This is a genomic window from Haloarcula sp. R1-2, assembly GCF_011627385.1.
Classification (GTDB): Archaea; Halobacteriota; Halobacteria; order Halobacteriales; family Haloarculaceae; genus Haloarcula; species Haloarcula marismortui.
This window is the reverse complement of sequence record NZ_JAANTG010000006.1, coordinates 24956-43384: the sequence shown is the minus strand read 5'-3', so window position 1 is coordinate 43384 and position 18429 is coordinate 24956. Positions and strand designations below refer to the sequence as shown.

The window sequence follows — 18429 nt, the reverse complement described above, 5'->3', positions numbered from 1 at the left end:
GCTAACGTTGTTGCCTGTCAGAATATTTGGGTCACTAAAGATTAATGTATGCATGACGCTGAATATTAAACTGATATGGATGCAGTCAACCCAGCTACGGGCGAGCGGCTAAACGTGTACGACCCTGATGACGACGAGGCAGTCGAACGGAAACTGGACCGTGCCACGTCGACGTTCGAGGACTGGCGTGAGGTCCCATTGCGCGAGCGCGAGCAATTGCTGGTAAACGCCGGTGAGGTTCTACGAGAGAACAAACAGCGGTACGCTGAACTGATGACCCGGGAGATGGGGAAACCAATCACGCAAGCCGTCGCTGAAGTCGAAAAGTGTGCCTGGGCGTGTGACCATTACGCCGAATACGCACACAAGTATCTCTCCGAGGAGCACCACCCCAGTCCACCGGGGACAGAGGTAAAGACAGTCCATGACCCGCTCGGACCAGTGCTTGCAGTGATGCCCTGGAACTACCCCTTCTGGCAGGTCATTCGCTTTGCTGCACCCTATCTCACTGCCGGCAACGTTGGCCTCCTCAAACACGCCTCAAACGTCCCCGGCTGTGCGCTCGCACTTGAGGAAGTGTTTGCTGAAGCCGGCTATCCTGACGGCGCGTTCCAGACGCTGATGGTTGGCTCCAGTAACGTTGACGGCATCCTCGCAGACGACCGTGTCCGTGCGGCGACGTTGACCGGAAGTGGCCCTGCTGGCCGTGCCGTCGCCGAAACCGCCGGCAAACACCTGAAAAAGACCGTACTGGAACTCGGTGGGTCTGACCCGTTTATCGTCCTTGACGACGCAGACCTCGATGCGGCCCTCGAAACTGGGGTGCAAGCACGGACGCTGAACGGTGGCCAATCGTGTATCGCCGCCAAGCGCTTTATTGTTCACACAGACGTCTACGATGAGTACGTTGATCGACTCGTCGCTGCCTTCGAAGACCTCACTGTCGGCGACCCGATGTCCGACGAAACTGATGTCGGTCCACAGGCCGACCCTGGCCTCATGGCCGAACTCCACGACCAGGTACAGGCCAGCGTCGACGCCGGAGCAACGCTGTTGACCGGGGGCGAGCCGCTTGACCAGACCGGCGCGTTCTACCCACCGACAGTACTGACTGATGTCCCTTCAGGATGCCCTGCCGACACAGAGGAGACATTCGGACCAGTGGCGACCGTCTACGAGGTTGCCGATGCGGAGGAAGCAATCGCAGTCGCAAACGACACCCGGTTTGGCCTTGGTGCAAGCCTCTGGACAGCGGACCGAGAACGCGGCCAGCGGCTGGCACGAGATATTTCCGCGGGCTGTGTCTACATCAACGAGATGACCAAATCCGACCCGCGAGTCCCGTTCGGCGGCATCAAGGACGCCGGCTACGGCCGTGAACTCTCGGAGATGGGAATCAAAGAGTTCGTCAACAAAAAGACGGTCTGGGTCGAATAACCACCGCAGTTGATACTGGACGGTACTTCTATTGCTGGTGTGCCCGGTTTTGACGTGATGGCAGCAACGTACGGTCGGTAGCGATCCGTGTGGCAGGACAAAGCTTCTTGTTTCAAGGGGCGTTATGCAGGTGCATGGAGTTAGCTATCCTAGGCGGAACTGGTGACATTGGTGAGGGACTCGCGATGCGGTTTGCCGCCGATACGGACCATGCGATTACGATCGGCTCGCGGGACGCTGCAAAGGCCGGCGAGCGAGCCAGAGCGTACGAAGAACGATTATCCGATCACGGTGTCGAGACTGAAATCGACGGGACGGATAACAGTAGCGCCGCGGCCAGTGCAGACGTGGTTATCTTGGCCATTCCACCACATCACGTCGGCGATACAGTTGAAGGACTGGCAGAAGATGACGTGCTCTCAGACCAACTGCTCATTAGCCCCGCCGTCGGAATGAACGGCGATGGGGATGGACTTCACTACCGACCACCGTCGACAGGGAGCGTTACTGAGTTTGTCGCGGAGCGAGCCCCTGAATCTGTTCCAGTGGCCGGCGCGTTCCACAACCTTGCAGCGGACCGGCTGGCAGATCTAGAGGCCACGCTCGATGTAGATACGCTGGTGGTCGCGGATGACCCGACGATCAGCGAGCGAGTCGTGGCGCTAACTGCTGACCTCGCAGGTATCCGGCCTATCCCTGCTGGGCCGCTATCGAACGCTACGGAGGTCGAGAGTCTGACGCCCTTGCTCATCAATATCGCCCGATACAACGAGGATATGCACGATGTCGGTGTGAGCTTTACGTAGACTCCGGCAGCGGTTCTGTCCTCCGCCGTGATTCAAGTAGTGTCGTCGTGCGGCTGATTGTGTGCTTGTATTGCCTGTGTCCGCAAACAGTCACAAACAGACAGGGAAGTATTTCACCGCGCGTTGTCGATTTCGTCGATCGCGTCGGGGTTCTCGATACTTGAGAGGTCCCCCAGTTCTGCGCCCTCGTAGACATTCTGAATGATTCGCCGTACAATTTTTCCCGACTGGGTCTCCGGAAATTCATCGACGAAGCGGACTTCACGCGGACGGAACGGCTTGCCAAGCGCTCTCCCGACTTGCGCGCGCAGCGCCTCGCGAAGGTCCGCTGACTCCTCGAACCCCTCGTTGAGGATGACATATGTGACAACTGCAGTCCCCTTCGTTTCGTCGTCCGCACCGATCGCAACAGCAGCGTTGACCGCATCGTGTTCGATAAGTGTACTCTCGACCTCGGCCGGGCCGACCTTCCGACCGGCGACGTTGAGGACATCGTCCGAACGACCGTGCAAGAACCAGAACCCGTCTTCGTCTTTCTGTGCCCAGTCACCGTGGTCCCACATATCGCCGAACCGCGACCAGTACTCCGCAAGATACCGCTCGTCACCACTCCACAGCGACTTTGTCATCGACGGCGCTGACGATTGACAGACCAGATACCCCTTCTCGTTGTCTTCGGCAACGGATTCCCCCTGTGCATCGACAACGTCGATGTCCATGCCGAGCGCCGGGCCACCAAGCGTCCCCGGCTTCAGCGAATGCAGCGGCGTCGGCTGGAGGAAACAGCCGAAGATCTCCGTTCCGCCGGAGATGTTCATAATTGGTGTCGTGCCGTCGCCGACGTTCTCCAGAAACCACTCCCAGGAATCTGGGTCCCACGGCTCACCAGTCGAACCCAGCAGGCGCAACGTCGAAAGGTCGTGGCCCTCCAGCCACTCGTCGCCGTGTTTCTGTAGCGAACGGATCGCTGTCGGTGAAATCCCAAACATCGACAGATTGTGGGTGTCGATCATTTCCCAGAACCGGTCCGGCTCGGGATAGTCGGGGGCCCCTTCATACATGAAGACGGTACCACCGTGGGCGTGATTGCCGATCAGCGTCCACGGCCCCATCATCCAGCCGATGTCCGAGACCCAGAAAAACCGGTCTGCGGGCTTGTGGTCGAACGAAAAGAAGATTTCTTTCGCCGGTTGGACGAGCCCGCCAGCGTGTGTGTGGACGATACCCTTCGGTTTGCCTGTTGTCCCGGATGAGTACAGCAGCATCGACTCGTGGTCGGCGGGGAGCGACTGGGTCTCGTACTCATCAGATTGGGACCCGACTGCGTCTGCCCACCATTCGTCACGGTCTGAGTCCCACGAGAGCCCAGACTCCGTAGAACCAAGCCGATTATAGACGATGGTGTGTTCGACGTGGCCGGCCGCTTCGATAGCCTCGACGGCAGCCGATTTCAGGTTGATTTCGCTGCCCCGGCGGTAGAAGCCATCGCCGGTGAACAGGACCGAACACTCGGCGTCTTCGACGCGGGTTGCTGTCGCGTCGACCCCGAAGCCGGAGAAAATAGGGACAGCAATCGCACCGACTTTGAAACAGCCATACAGCAACGGAACGATTTCCGGGACCATCGGCATATACAGCCCGACGGTGTCACCGGGTCCGATACCGCGCGCTTCGAGTGCATTGGCAACGCGATTGGCTTGCTGGTGGAGCTCGTGGTAGGTTATCTCACGGACTGTCCCGTTTTCACCCTCCCAGATTGTCGCGACGGTATTTTGGGTCTCTGAATCTGGGGCCGCGTGACGGTCGACGACGTTGTGCGCGATGTTGAGTTCCCCACCGACGTACCAGTCCGTGAACTGCGGACCGTCTGTGTCATCGCGGACTTGCTCGTACGCCTCGTAAAACTCCAGGTCGAGATAGTCGACTATCTCGTCCCAGAACCAGTCAAGTCCGGACGCCGGCTCACCGTCGATATCGGTGACCGTCCGCCTGTGGAGTTCTTCGAAGGTCTCGATGCCGTGCGCTTGCATGAACGCGTAGACGTTGCTCTCGGTCACGAACGTCTCGCTCGGTTCGTACCGTACCTCGTCGAGTGCTGTGAGTGAATCTGACATTGGGATTAGTGGCTATGACGATGTCCAGAAGCTGTTCAGTTGCTGCAGTCGAGCTACCCCGTCTTGTAGACGCCGCGTGCATCCGCGACCTGTGTATCGTCTTCGGCGTACACTTCGACACTGACGACGCCAACATCACCACCGTGACGAACCACATCCGCTTCCGCTCGGAGGTCCCCTGTCCCGGCTTCGAGGTAATCGATTCGCATATCGATGGTCGGCACCGGCTGGTCGACGAGCGACACCAGAGCGGCCCCACCAACGGTGTCCGCGAGCGTGAACGTAACGCCGCCGTGGGCCATTATCTGCTCTTCGTTCCACGACAGTTCTTCCCGCATCTCGATATGGCCTTCGGCGTGCCCGTTATCGACAGTGGTTATCTCGATATCGAGCAGGTCGGCAAACGGCATGTTCTCGAAGAATGCTTCGATGTCCATACTCATCAATTCGGTTCTTCACCTGGGGAAATAAATATTGGTGTTCACGGGGTCCGAAACACACGGTCGACACTTAGGGGGTCACTGGTGCTCGTGGTGTCTCAGCCCTTCCGGGTTAGACAGCATTTGACGGTTCAACAGTCACCGACACGACGTGCCAGTCCTTAGCTGACCTTCGGCTGCACCTCTTCTCCAAGGCGTCGGATACACTCGGCCATCTCCTGTGTTCCGGTTCCGGGGTGGTACGTCCGGAAGATGAAGTGAATGTCGTCGCCCAGTGCCTCGCGGTACGATTCAAGTTCCTCCGTGACCTGGTCGGGTGTCCCAAAGATAGCCTGTTCTTTGAGTTCCTGTTTGCGCTCTTCGTCGAGTTCTGCAACCGTCTCGCCGGAGAATATCTCCTCGTACCGGCGCTGGATGTAGAGGTAGCCGTCGCGCATCTGCGCCCATGCGTCTTCGCGGGAGTCACCGATGAACCCGTGCTGGAGGACATACACCTGAAAGTCGCCCTCGATATCCTCGTCGTCACGGACGTTTCGGATGTCTTCGACGCGCTTCCGGACGCCATCGACTGACAGCGACGACGGGGCACACCATGCGTCAGCGGTCCGGGCAGCCCGCCGGACGGCAGGCCGAGAGGCCCCACCGAGCATGAGGGGAACGTCGTGTGCAGGTTTCGGTGTCACAGTGACGTCCGACGAGATGTCGTGGAATTCCGGCTCGTAGTCGAGCGGCCCGTCGGACCAGGCACCGCGAAGCGTGTCGACCGCATCGGCTAGCCGTTCAGCCCGTTCGTCGTCGGGAATTCCGAAGGCGTCAAACTCTGAGACGTTGGACCCGATTGCCATCCCGAGCGTCGTTCGGCCACCGGATATCTGGTCCACGGTTGCGATATCTTCGGCGAGTCGGATTGAATCATACAGCGGCGCGAGTGCGATACAGGAGCCGATTTCGATGTTGTCGGTGACTGCAGCTAACGCCCCGAGCGCCGGTGTGACGCCCGACAGATAGTCGTCGTCGAGGAAGTGATGCTCTGAGACCCAGGCGCTATCGAGCCCCGCGTTGTCGATAACTTCTCCCAGTTCGAGCATTTCGTCGTAAATCTCGCTGGTTTCGCGGTCGTCGTCCGGGCGCTGCTGACAGGTAAACAGGCCTGTTCCCAGTTGCATAAATTCCCGTTACGGCGCGACCGACTTAACGGTAGTGGCACTCCAGCAACCTGACAGTGCGTGAGACCGGCCGCGATGCTCGCCAGCCAGTTCAGTAGTCGATCCGCGTGATCTCCGAAACGGGCCATTCGCTGAGGATCTCAACGCCGTTCTCGCGGACAACGACCATCTCTTCGACGCGGACGCCCTGCCGCTCTGCGGGTTGCATCGTCTCGACAGCCATCGTCATACCCTCCTCGATCTCGATCGGGTGGTCCGGGGAAAGTCCACGCCAGATGAGCGGGGTTTCGTAGAGCTGCAGCCCCAGCCCATGGGCCCAGTGGTTGGTCGTCATCTGCCAGAACTCGTCGGCGTCGTACCAGTCCATATGCTCGCCGTCTCTGTCGGGGAAGCCCTTGCATATCTCGTCGGTCGTGGCCCCTGGCTCGATCCGTTCGAGGACGTCATAGAGGTCGTCACGAGCTTTTTCATAGGCGTCTTTCTGTGCCTGCGTCGGTTCGCCCATGCTGAAGGTCCGGTAGTAACAGGAACGATAGCCCAGATACCCGATGTTGTAGAAATCAGCGTACACGAGGTCGTTCGGTCGAATCATCCGGTCGGTCGTGTTCGCCTGATGCTTCGGCCAGGTGTTCGGGCCGGAGGTGACGTAGCCACCCTGGGCCATTGCGCCGTGTCCCCAGAGTTCGCTGACCGCATCGCCCCACACTTCTGACTCGCGCTTGCCTGGCCTGGCACTCTCTGTAATCTTCTGGAAGCCTGCCTCACAGATGGCAGCGACCTGTCGCAGACACTCTATCTCGTCACGGGTTTTGGTCTTCCGCGCGTCGAGCATGATATCGGTCGCCGCGCTGGTGTCGACATCGACGCCGCGGTTTTCGAACTTCTCAATAAGCGTCCCGTTCCCCACGTCGATGCCCATCGGCTCCCGATCGACACCGTACTCCTCCATGGCCGTATACACCGTCTCCGCCATCTTATCCTTGAGCCAGTCGCGTGCAGACGCGCTGCCTGACGCCCGGGGAACGTTGCCGAGTCCCGGACAGGCATACCGGATGTCGTCGAGCCAGGGACAGTTGAACCGCTGGTTCGATGCGTGGTCTGCGGTGTCCCAGTGGACCACATCGCCGTCTTCGGTCAGGAGTGTGTAGTGGTCTGCCCCGCTCCCGCCAGTCATCGCCAGCCCAGTGACATACCGGACATTCGGGTCATTGATCAGCAGCATCGACCCCAGTTTGGAGTCCTGCAGTCGGTCGAGGGCACGTTCTTTTCGCTCGCGTCGCATCCGCTTGACGTCGATCCGTTCTTCCCAGTCGACGGCCATGGTGCCACGCGTTCCTTCCATGAAGTCGCGCTCGTACATCACATATGCGTACAGGCAGGTCCCTAATCAAACACTGGGTTCACTCTGGCCGAGACGAGACAGACGCGACTCTCACCGTACGCACGTCACACAGCGACGGCGGAACTGCTGTATCAGAGCGAGTCGAGCCCGTTCTCTTCCCGGAGAGTGTTGATGTAGGACCGGAACCCGGATTCGAGGTCGTACTCGACCTCGTAACCGAGGTCCTCCTGTGCGGCGGTCATATCGAGGTTCTGGGTCCAGGGGAGTTCGCCCTCATCAGAGACCGCAAGGTCGGCATCCGGGACGATTTCCCGGACAGCGTTGGCGGCTTCACGGATCGTCGCGAGGACGCCGCGGACGTTGTAGATGCGCTGGCTGAGGTCGTCTTCGTCGACAAACGTTGCCTTCCGGAACGCCTGTGCAATATCGCGTGCGTGTTGCCAGTCGATAACCTGGTCGCCGTACTCGACGCTGAACGGTTCGCCGAGTGCCGGCTTCTCGATGATGTTTGCGAGGAACGCCGACCCACCGGTTTCGCGGTAGGGGCCGTACGCGACTGTCGGACGGAGTCCAACGTGGTCAACACCGTAGTCCTCGTGGTAGACACGGGCCTGATGTTCGTTGTACTCCTTGGTCGCGCCGTAGAGCGTGTCAGGATAGACGAGTTCGCTCTCGTCGACGTACTCGGCGGCGTAGTTGTGTGGCGGCGCGTACACCGCCGCGCTGGAGGCCCAGGTGACACGCTCGATCTGGTCGTCGAGGGTGCGTGCGGCCTCGAAGACGTTGTTCGTCCCCCTGATGTTGACATCGAGGCCAGCCCGCGGGTTGTCCCGTGCTGTGTTCGTCAGCAGTGCCGCGAGGTGAACGATGTGTGTCGTCCCCGTCTCCTTGACGGCACGAATCACATCCGTCGCCTCGGAGACATCCCCACGCCGGATGGTCACATCGTTGGCGACACCCAGCTTCGAGAGGATGTGGTCGTCCGTCGAGAGGTCGTAGGCAACGACGTCGTGTCCGTGTTCGATGAGATCCTCGACGACGTACGAGCCGAGGAAGCCGGTTCCGCCAGTGACGAGTACCGTCGTATCTGTCATTGTTATATCAATGTGTGTTGCGTAGTTGATTTATATTCTTTGCTAAACCGTGTCTGGGAGCTCATTCGTGGAGCCCGCCCACTTCTTTGTAGAACGATGACTGGAGGGACTCGACCATCTCTTCGTCACGGTCGATGCGAACGTCGATAACGAAGGGGACATCGGCGCTGGTCCCTTCTTCGAGTGCAGTCGCAAGTTCAGCAGGCGTCACTGCCCGCGTCGCTTCGGCGCCGAACGCCTCGGCTGCTTTTACGAAGTCGGTGTCGTGGAACTCGACGCCAGCGATGTCGCCCTCCTCGTGTTGCATCTGACGAACCATCCCCAGGCTGGTGTCGTTGAGGACGACGAACGTGGGCGCGACGCCGTTCTCGACGGCTGTCTCCACGCTGGTCATCGTCATCGTGAAGCCACCGTCGCCGGCGACGGCGATGATATCTTTCTCCGTCGTAATAGCGGCTGACACCGCGGCCGGTGTTGCCCATCCCATCGCGCCGACGCCACCACTCCCGTAGTAGGTCCCGGTGCCCGGTGTCTGAAGGTAATTGAGTAACCAGAACCGGTTGTTCCCGGAGTCGGCGGTTACAATCGTTTCCGCATCGACGACAGCCTCGATTTCTTTGACTGCACGCTGTGGCTTGATCGGCGACGCATCCGACTCGCATTTGGGAGCATAGAATGACTCCTGCGCTGCGGCCGCACGGTCACGCGCCCAGTCGTTTCCAGCGCTCTCGGGGAGGTTCGCCGCCAGGTCATCGAGACTGTGTGCCGCATCACCGATGAGTGCCACATCTGCGGGGTAAACCCAGCCGGCGTTGCGTGTGTCGATATCTGCGTGGATGATGGTCTGTTCGTCGGGCCGGATGAACTCTGGGGACTGCCAGTTGGTGTCCATTGGGTTCATGCGACAGCCCACGACGAGGAGTACGTCCGCTTCACTGACGACCTGATTTGCACCCTCGTGGCCGAAGGAGCCGATAACACCCGCAGCCAACTCGTGGGTTTCTGGGAACGTCGACTTGCCGAGATAGGAGGTCGTGACGACGGCATCAGTCGCCTCCGCGACAGTTTCAAGCTGGTCGTAGGCGTCGGCGGCGTGAACCCCGTTGCCGGCGATGATAACCGGCCGGTCAGCCTCGCTCAACGCTGTAATCGCTGTTTTGACATCCTCGCGGGCCGGTCGCGATTCCCAGTTTTGTACCTGATCGTGGCCGTCCCAGACCGGCGGGATCGGATCTTCGGGCATCTCCTCGGTGACGGCGTCGCCATCAAGGATAATTGCCGTTGGCCCCGGCCGGCCAGCAGTCGCGTGTTTGAACGCGAGCTGGAGGCTGCGTACTGTCTCCGTTGGTGAGCGCGGGAACCAGTTTTCCTTGGTGTAAGCATCGAGCGCAGACGGAAGGTCCAATCCCCCGTAATCACCGCGAGCCTGCTGGTACGGCGCGAGCGTGGAATAGTCGCCACGCTCGCTGGCCTCGGTGATAACGACCATCGGTGACGAAGCGAGCTTGCCCTCCATCTGGCCGATTGCGCCGAGGCTGCCGATCCAGGGGCCTTGCCCCGCGAGGACCCCGGGGTTGCCGGTGAGTCGCCCGTGCATTTCGGCCATGACGCTGGCTTCGCGCTCATCGCGTGGTCGGACCATCTCGACATCAGCATCCGGGACGTGGTCAAGGATCTCGATGGCACGACCACCGGGATATCCGAAAACGTACTCGACGCCTTGTTCGTCCAGTTCTTCGACAAGGCGCTTTCCTGTTTCAGTCATGGGTAGTGGATTTGGGTGTCATTATCCATTGTCGCGTTACGTCCCACTGTGGGTAACTCCCAAGATATAGAGTTTGGGGTGCAACGTTGCAGTAGTCACGATTGAATAGGCGGATACTCGGGTCCTGTGAACCCAACGGCCCTACTGTGGCGTTCAAGTAAGTCGATTATGCCACAGTGCCTGTTTCCACTGCTTTCAATCGCTCTACTGTCCGTGTTCTGCAGTGTTCCACACGAGGAGCGTTCTAATAGTTGGGACAAAATATATTCCAGAATTGCAGCTGTAATTCTATATCACTATTACTACAACATTTTGTATAGATGCCCGTTATAACCGCTCTGGATGCCTTTTCGTCTTCTGGGCGGTCAGGCTACATCTCGTAAGTTCGGATACAGTCGATGGTGGATTACAGCGTTACTACTGTAACAGATATCGGTCGTGGGGTCGAAATAATGTTACAACCATATAGATGTAACAGCAGCTGTGCCCACAGAACAACCTTGTGGAATAACTACAGTTTTTTAGCAGATGCAGTTACGAATAGAGCCTATCTGTGGTAGAACTGTCCGTTCTTCAACACTGCAATTACAGTGAGGGTTTCGGGGGAGTCAATGGCAGGTGGCATTCCACGATCGAACTACGTAGGAACGGTCGAAGTGGACGTCGCCGGCCCGCCGTTCTAATAATTCGAACTCTCGGACGTTACAACTGGTTTATATATTAGCGGCATCTGAGTGGTCGCCTACATAGACGGGGGTGACAACGGAATTCCGGATCTGAGACTGTCTCCCGGTACGAGAATCATCCGCCTCACACCCGGTGTCGGCGGTCCAGCACTGGCGATCGATGTGACACTCGAATCAGCATCTGCGTCTCCGATAACCGTGCCGATGAGTGGCAGGAGTACGCTGTAGGGACCAGCGGGTACGGACGACGCCCTGTCCTCGGCGCCGTTCGTATGGTTCGAACGGGAATCGGCACTGGCGCGGCACGGACGCAACTGTGGAGAAAATACAGGCAGTTCAGATGCGAGTGGTCTGAACATCAGTGTGGTCGGTGTCCAATAGGGCTCGCCCGCGGTCAGCGACAGTACAGTGAGGTAAGCGCAGCAGCCGGAGTGTTTTCTGCATCCAACTCAGGCCCTCTCCGAGTTCGCTCCGTCGCTGCGTGGAACCGCTACGGTTCATAATAACGTTTATCACGAAAGATTGTGTCATGGGGAGTGTTGCGATGCACGATACAGTCAGCCGTCGAACTGTCATGAAGAGCATTGGTGCCGCAGGCGCTGTCGGACTTGCAGGCTGTTCGACAGACGGTGGTAGTAGTGGGAACACCATCAGCATGGGCATCCTAATGGGGGTAACGGGTGGGTTGTCCGAAGTGGGCCCCGCAATTCGGGATGCAGCAGAACTAGCTGTAAAACAGGTCCGAGACGCGGACAACGGGTTCTCAGTCGATACGCAGTTTGAGAATACGGAGACCAAACCGAGTCGGGGCGTGAGTGGTGCAGAAGCACTCGTGAATGGTGGCTATCCGATTATTTGCGGGGGACTAGCGTCATCAGTGACGCTGCAGGTCGCAGAGAACGTCGCAATTCCGAATCAGACGGTGATGTGCTCACCATCGGCGACGTCGCCGGATGTCTCCTCACTGGAGGATAACGACTTCGTGTACCGGACGCCGCCAACGGACAAGTTGCAGGGATCACTGCTGGCACAGATCGCGTCCGAACGGCTTGAGAAGGAGAGCGCAGCTATCCTCTTTCTCAACAACGCGTACGGGAACGGCCTATCAAACGGATTCACGAAGACATTTGAGGAGGAGTATGGCGGTGAGGTCCTGAATCAGGTCTCGTACTCGGCAGGTCGCTCTTCATACACGTCACAGTTGCAGAACACGCTTGACGGTGACCCAGAGACGCTCGTGATCATCGGCTACCCCGAGAGCGGGAACAAAATCTTCCGGAACTTCTACGAGAACTTCGACAGAGCGGATATGGATATTCTGGTCCCGGACGGACTCAGGGCCGATGACTTGCCCGGGAACGTGGGCCACGACATGACAAACGTCCGCGGGACCAACCCATCCTCAGCCGGACCGGGAATTGAGTACTTCAAATCTGCGTATCAAGACGAGTATGACTCTGCACCGGGGCCGTTCAATCAGCAGTCGTTCGATGCTGCGGCAGTCCTCATGCTGGCACGCGCGGCGGCCGGTGAAGACGACGGGACTGCAATCCGCGATCAGATGCGGGCGGTTACAGGCTCCGGTGGCGAAGCAGTCGGACCTGAAAATCTGGGCGAAGGCGTTTCGCTGGCGGCCGACGGGAACGAAATCAATTATCAGGGCGTCTCGGGCCCAGTTGAGTTTGACGACAATGGTGACCTGGCCAGCGCCGTGTACAATTACTTCAGGTATACAGAGAACGGCACGGAGAATATCGAGCAGGTGGAAGTGTAACGAGAACACTGCGGGCTTCCACACTCCGGATTACGATTACCCCGCATATACAGCAGACTGAATGGCTTTTGTGCCGTGGCCGTAACTCAGGGACCGTGCGCCATGTTGTCTGGCAGAGCTGGTGTTATACTCACTCACGCACAACCCAAAGACTATAATCAAATACTGTTATACTTATGAACTGATGTCTCAGTACGCAGCACGCGTCGAAGAGATGGATATCAGTGGCATCCGAGAAGTCTTCGAAGCGGCAGGCGAAGACGCAATAAATCTAGGTCTCGGTCAGCCTGATTTCCCAACTCCAGAACACGCTCGGGAGGCAGCGATGAGTGCGATTCAGGACGGGATGGGTGACTCATACACGTCCAACAAGGGGATTCCAGAACTCAGAGAGGCCATCAGTGACCGCTATGCTACCGACAACGGGCAGGACATACCAGCTGAAAATATCATTGCGACCGCCGGCGCAAGCGAGGCGATTCACGTCGCAATCGAAGCCCACGTCCAGCCAGGCGACGAAGTACTCTGCCCTGACCCCGGGTTTCTGGCCTATGAACAACTGGTGTTGCTCGCCGGCGGCGAACCAAAACGGGTCGAACTCAGGGACGACCTGACCCTTGACCCCGCTGCTGTCGAGAATGCTATCACAGATAACACGTCGCTGTTTATTGTTAACAGTCCTGCAAACCCCACCGGTGCAGTGCAATCGAAGCAAGATATGGCAGAGTTCGCGCGGATCGCGGATGAGCATGAAGTCATTTGCCTCTCCGATGAGGTCTACGAGAAGATCGTCTTCGATGGTGAACACCACTCACCGGCGGAATTCGCCAACTCTGATAGGGTCATTCAGGCCAGTGCGTGCTCGAAAACGTACTCGATGACAGGCTGGCGGCTCGGCTGGGTGGCGGCCAGTGCAGAGCGAATCGAACGGATGCTTCGGGTGCATCAGTACGTACAGGCGTGTGCCAGTGCCCCCTCACAGTACGCTGCTGAAGCGGCGCTCACCGGTCCACAGGAACCAGTGAGAGAGATGGTGTCAGCCTTCGAGGAGCGTCGGGACGTCCTTCTCGACGGGTTAGCGGATATCGGCCTTGACACGCCAGTGCCGAAGGGAGCGTTCTATGCGATGCCCCACGTCCCGGACGGATGGACCCAGAAGATGCTGGACAACGATGTTATCGTCGTCCCCGGCGAGGCGTTCGGGCCGAGTGGTAAAGGACAGGCGCGCATTTCGTATGCCACGAGTACGGCTGAGCTGAAAGAGGCGCTGGAAGTAATGCGAACGGTCACGAACTCTCTGTAGCGCACCAGCAAGGACTCGCGACTGACTGTTTCGTCCAGCGAGCGGTTTCATCTTCGTCATCCGATGAGTGGTGTCATATTTCTCGTCGCGGGCGCATGCGTACGGAACTGTGCACCGAATCTTGCATTCGACACCGACAGTTGCAAAACCAGTCTGATTTAGCCGTCACGTCTATCATTGTCAACAGATACCGTGTGTAAGACTAGCATGAAATAGGCGCATATCTTCGGTTTCGCGGTATCTATGACTATTTTACATCAAGATTTTTAAGACTGGGTACAGAGCACCAAAGTATGGCGGCACGAGACTACTACAGCCGTGGACAGAATCTGGTATACAACCGCCCAGTACTCGTTATATTCGCAGTTATCGGCGTGTTTCTCGTATTCGATATTCTTCGACAGGTAGGCACTGGAACAGTTGCCATCACAGACCTCATGAGTTATCTCTGGAACGGACTGGTGCTGGGCATGTCGCTTGGACTGGCCGGTGTCGGCCTCTCGATGACATACAGTATCCTCAATTTCGCGAACTTTGCCCACGGTGACTTGATTACGAGCGGTGCGTTCGCCGGATGGGCGACGGCGTTTCTGATTGCCGGGCTGGGAGAGTTCTCTGTCGAATCGCTCATTCTTATCGGCGGCCCAATCGCAGTCGGTTCGAATGAGCTTGGCATCAATGTTGTCAATACCCCGCTGGCGCTTCTGGCTGGCTTACTCGTCGCTGCGGTCCTGACAGCCGCCCTTTCGCTCTTGCTGGATCGAATCGTGTTCAGACCGATGCGCAGCGCTGACGGTGTGACCTTGATGATTGCCAGCGTCGGCGTCGCGCTGTTCCTCCGGAATTTCCTCACCTATTCGTTTCTGACTGACAGCCGTGGGCTGACAGGCGGCAACGTCCCCCAGTTTACTGTTGCGGGCGTCACGTTCGGGGGACACCAGATTACGCTGGTCGTCGTCGCCGCGCTCCTGATGCTTGGGACTCACATCCTGCTCCAGTACACCAAAATCGGCACCGCGATGCGTGCAATGGCTGCGAACAAGGATCTCGCAAAAGTCACGGGCATCCCAACGGAGCGCGTTGTCAAACTCACGTGGATTATCGGCGGCGGGCTTACCGGGTGTGCAGGCTTTCTTATCGCACTACAGCAGGGGACGCTCACAGTGACAATGGGGTGGGACCTGCTGTTACTGGTGTTCGCAGCGGTCATCCTCGGCGGTGTCGGTTCGATCTACGGCGCAATGGTCGGCGGTGTCATTCTCGGTCTCGCGAGTCGACTCGCGCTCGTCTGGATTCCAGCCAGCTTCCTTCTGGTTGCGGCGTTCGTTATCATGATCGTCATGCTGCTCGTGCGTCCATCGGGGCTGTTCAGTGGGAGGACGACGGCATGAGTACAGGCTCTCTTCAGGCGCGGGCTGAGGGTTGGCTTGGCAACAATGACGTCCGCTTGCTCATCGCTCTGGCACTCGCGATCGGGGGATTGTACGCGCTTTTCAGTGTCGTGCTTGGATTCCAGCTGAATGGCACAGTCAACACGCTCCGTCGTGTCGCGTTCCTCTCCGCGATTTATGCCATGTTAGCGCTTGCACTGAACCTCCAGTGGGGATACGCGGGTCTGTTCAACCTCGGTGCGGCCGGGTTCATGGCCATCGGTGTATACACGATGGGGATACTGACCGCTCCAGTGACGGCCAGTCCGCCCGGCTTCGGGCTGCCACTTCTGGTCGCGATTGTGGGTGCTATCCTCGTGACTGGAATCATTGGCGGCCTTGCAGCGTTGCCTGCGATCCGACTTCGTGCCGATTATCTTGCAATCGTCACTGTCGCGTTCTCGGAAATCGTCCGCCTCACACTCCGTGCGCCGGAGTTCGCGAACACTCGCATTGCCGGCGTTGCATTCGGAACGGGCGGTGCGACGGGGCTGTCGTTGCCATCGAACCCGATCCGGATTCTATTTTACACAGACCCGGCCACAACAGCCCCAGCGACAAATGCTCTAGGTGCGGCGATATTCAGCGCCGTGGAACCGCTGGGAATCGAGGAGACGCTGGTCATCGGCTGGGCGTACGTAATTGTGTTGTGTCTCTGTCTCGGCCTCCTGTACTGGTTGATGATCCGCATCGGGAAGTCACCCTTCGGACGGGTGCTCAAGAGTATTCGCGAGGACCAGCAAGTCACGCAGGCGCTGGGGAAAGATACGCGTCTGTTTAAGATCAAGACGTTCGCGCTTGGCTGTGCGCTCATGGGCCTGATTGCCATCTTCTGGCGTCTCTCCGGGGGCTATGCATCGCCACGGATGTTCAAGCCGATACAGACGTTCTACATCTTCATTGCGCTGTTTATCGGTGGAACTGGCTCGCCAACGGGGAGTATCGTTGGCGGTGCTCTGTTCGCGAGCCTGCTCTTCGAGGGCCCCTCGTTCATCCGCCGGGTGGTGGCGGAGTACCTCCAGCTCAGCAACGCTCCCGATACGCTTGTCAGTGCCCTCGCCGAGTTAGGAACTCTCGATGTCACGCCGCTGCTGGCGTACTCCGTGCAGGACGTGAGTATTTCGGCTCTCAGACTCATGCTGCTCGGTATCGTTCTGGTGTATCTCATGCAACGGCACCCGGATGGGCTGCTTGGCCATCGAAAAGCAATCGCATCGAGCGTTGCACTCTCACAGCAGGCGACTCGCGAGGACGATAATGAGTAAGAACGGACATTCAGCACGGAGCGATCAGACCCGGAACGGACAGCAAGAGCAGATACTCAAAGTGGAAAACCTGCGAAAGACATTTGGTGGTATTACCGCTGTCGCTGACGTCTCTTTCCACGTCGAAAAGGGGTCGATCACTGGTCTGATCGGTCCGAACGGTGCCGGCAAGTCGACGACATTCGACCTGATTACCGGTGTGCAACGCCCAGACGGGGGCGCAGTCGAGTTCAATGACACGGAGATAACGGGGTATCGGTCAGATCAGGTCGCAAATCAGGGCCTCGTCCGGACTTTCCAGATAGCACGAGAGCTATCAGAGATGACCGTGCTGGAAAACCTGATGCTGGCACCACAGAACCAGGCCGGCGAAGCAGTCTGGCGAGCGGTCCTCCCGCGAGCCAGAGCACAGGTCGTCGAACAGGAAGAAGAACTTCGAGAACAGGCCTGGGAGATGCTCGAACTGTTTGAGATTGAGCACGTCGCGCACGAATCCGCCGGGAATCTCTCAGGTGGCCAGCGGAAGCTGCTGGAGATGGCGCGCGTGCTCATGACCGATCCCGAGATGGTGCTGCTGGATGAACCGCTTGCGGGAGTCAACCCAACACTTGAGGAGAAACTCATTGACCGGCTGCATACGCTCAAAGAGCAGGGGTACACCTTCCTCTTCGTCGAACACGACATGGACGTTATTATGAATAACTGCGACACGGTCATCGTGATGCACCAGGGGAGTGTTCTTACAGAGGGGCAACCAGACGCAGTGAAAAACAACGAAAAAGTGCTTGATGCATATCTTGGAGAAGAGGTGAAAATATGAGTCTGCTGTCAGTACAGCAACTGGACGCCGGGTACGGTGACTTGCAGATTCTCACAGATGTCGACATGGAAGTCGGACAGGGTGAGTACATCACCATCGTCGGCCCGAACGGTGCAGGCAAGTCCACGGTGATGAAATCAGTGTTTGGACTGACGACGTACATGGGGGGTGAAATCATATTCGACGACAGAGATATCGCCGGCGAACAACCGGAAGATATCATCTCATATGGATTAAGCTTCGTTCCCCAGAGCAACAACGTGTTCGAGCCACTGACCGTCACAGAGAACCTCAAGATGGGCGCATACACGCTGGATCAGTTCCCTGAGGACCGGCTTCAGGCGGTTTATAACAGGTTCCCAATACTGGAAACGCGGTCGGAGCAGAAGGCTGGGACATTGTCTGGAGGGCAACAACAGATGCTGGCGATGGGCCGTGCGCTCATGCTCGATCCAGATCTGTTACTCCTTGACGAGCCCAGTGCTGGCCTTGCACCCGACCTCGTTGACGAGACGTTTGACCGCATTGACGAGATCAACGACGCCGGTACCGCCGTTCTCCTCGTCGAACAAAACGCAAAGGAGGCACTGCGGCGGTGTGACCGCGGTTATGTCCTTGTGCAGGGGCAGAACCGACACGAGGACAGCGGTGAGGCACTTCTCAACGACCAACAGGTGCGGGAGGACTTCCTCGGCGGGTAGCTCCTGTGCCCCAGCACTGGCTTGGTGACTATGCTCTGCCACGGCCATAAGATCGACACAAGACACTGTACTGGTTGCTGAGTCCGTCGTTGATTTCATAACCGGCGAATAGATTTCCACACTACAGACTTGGCTCCAGTGACGTTACAGATAATTGTACACATACAGTTCTTAGCAGCGGTTCGTGAAAGCCATCTGTTAGTGAGAATGTCTGAGTGGCGTCTGTATCAACACTTTCCCAAGACGTAGTGCATAGATATTCTAGTCAATTATGTGTTACTTCCTG

General features: G+C 58.0%; 14 protein-coding genes. 8 read left to right on the top strand and 6 right to left on the bottom strand.

All coding sequences use genetic code 11. The features are described 5' to 3' along the window. The first annotated feature begins 75 nt into the window (after positions 1-75). Complete coding sequence (locus G9C82_RS18990; protein WP_127015027.1) at positions 76-1437, top strand: NAD-dependent succinate-semialdehyde dehydrogenase; 1362 nt, start codon at positions 76-78, stop codon at positions 1435-1437. Positions 1438-1571: 134 nt separating this feature from the next. Next, positions 1572-2243 (top strand): NADPH-dependent F420 reductase, encoded by a 672-nt coding sequence (gene npdG / locus G9C82_RS18985; RefSeq protein WP_127015026.1) that lies wholly within the window; start codon positions 1572-1574, stop codon positions 2241-2243. A gap of 113 nt (positions 2244-2356) precedes the next feature. On the opposite strand, the gene G9C82_RS18980 is transcribed toward npdG, so the two are convergent. The 6 genes from G9C82_RS18980 to G9C82_RS18955 form a co-directional block, all read right to left on the bottom strand. Beyond that, on the bottom strand, positions 2357-4357 hold the full coding sequence (locus G9C82_RS18980; protein ID WP_127015025.1) for an AMP-binding protein: 2001 nt from the start codon (positions 4355-4357) through the stop codon (positions 2357-2359). A gap of 53 nt (positions 4358-4410) precedes the next feature. Next, on the bottom strand, positions 4411-4794 hold the full coding sequence (locus G9C82_RS18975; protein ID WP_007188563.1) for a PaaI family thioesterase: 384 nt from the start codon (positions 4792-4794) through the stop codon (positions 4411-4413). 164 nt (positions 4795-4958) lie between these two features. After that, positions 4959-5963 carry an LLM class flavin-dependent oxidoreductase gene (locus G9C82_RS18970; RefSeq protein ID WP_127015024.1) on the bottom strand — a complete coding sequence of 335 codons (1005 nt, stop codon included), beginning with the start codon at positions 5961-5963 and terminating at the stop codon, positions 4959-4961. A 91-nt stretch (positions 5964-6054) separates the two neighbouring features. Then, positions 6055-7323, bottom strand: coding sequence for a M24 family peptidase (locus tag G9C82_RS18965; RefSeq protein ID WP_127015023.1), 1269 nt, complete (start codon positions 7321-7323; stop codon positions 6055-6057). A 113-nt stretch (positions 7324-7436) separates the two neighbouring features. Further along, entirely contained in the window at positions 7437-8399 is a 963-nt protein-coding gene (locus tag G9C82_RS18960; RefSeq protein ID WP_127015022.1) for an NAD(P)-dependent oxidoreductase, read from the bottom strand. A 61-nt stretch (positions 8400-8460) separates the two neighbouring features. Then, positions 8461-10164: a thiamine pyrophosphate-binding protein gene (locus G9C82_RS18955; protein WP_007188559.1), complete on the bottom strand. Its 1704-nt coding sequence runs from the start codon at positions 10162-10164 to the stop codon at positions 8461-8463. A 1260-nt stretch (positions 10165-11424) separates the two neighbouring features. Here G9C82_RS18955 and G9C82_RS18950 point away from each other — a divergent pair. The 6 genes from G9C82_RS18950 to G9C82_RS18925 all read left to right on the top strand — a co-directional run bounded on the left by G9C82_RS18950 (position 11425) and on the right by G9C82_RS18925 (position 18143). After that, positions 11425-12624, top strand: coding sequence for an ABC transporter substrate-binding protein (locus G9C82_RS18950; RefSeq protein WP_127015087.1), 1200 nt, complete (start codon positions 11425-11427; stop codon positions 12622-12624). Between the two features lie 184 nt (positions 12625-12808). After that, complete coding sequence (locus G9C82_RS18945; protein WP_127015021.1) at positions 12809-13927, top strand: pyridoxal phosphate-dependent aminotransferase; 1119 nt, start codon at positions 12809-12811, stop codon at positions 13925-13927. A 293-nt stretch (positions 13928-14220) separates the two neighbouring features. After that, positions 14221-15318: a branched-chain amino acid ABC transporter permease gene (locus tag G9C82_RS18940; RefSeq protein WP_004966553.1), complete on the top strand. Its 1098-nt coding sequence runs from the start codon at positions 14221-14223 to the stop codon at positions 15316-15318. Continuing rightward, positions 15315-16622, top strand: a complete 1308-nt coding sequence (locus G9C82_RS18935; RefSeq protein WP_127015020.1) for a branched-chain amino acid ABC transporter permease — start codon at positions 15315-15317, stop codon at positions 16620-16622. Before G9C82_RS18940 ends, G9C82_RS18935 begins: the two co-directional genes overlap by 4 nt. Further along, a complete protein-coding gene (locus G9C82_RS18930; RefSeq protein ID WP_127015019.1) occupies positions 16615-17442 on the top strand; it encodes an ABC transporter ATP-binding protein in 828 nt (275 codons plus the stop codon). Before G9C82_RS18935 ends, G9C82_RS18930 begins: the two co-directional genes overlap by 8 nt. After that, positions 17439-18143 (top strand): ABC transporter ATP-binding protein, encoded by a 705-nt coding sequence (locus G9C82_RS18925; RefSeq protein WP_127015018.1) that lies wholly within the window; start codon positions 17439-17441, stop codon positions 18141-18143. The genes G9C82_RS18930 and G9C82_RS18925 overlap by 4 nt, the downstream gene beginning before the upstream one ends. The last annotated feature ends 286 nt before the right edge of the window (positions 18144-18429 follow it).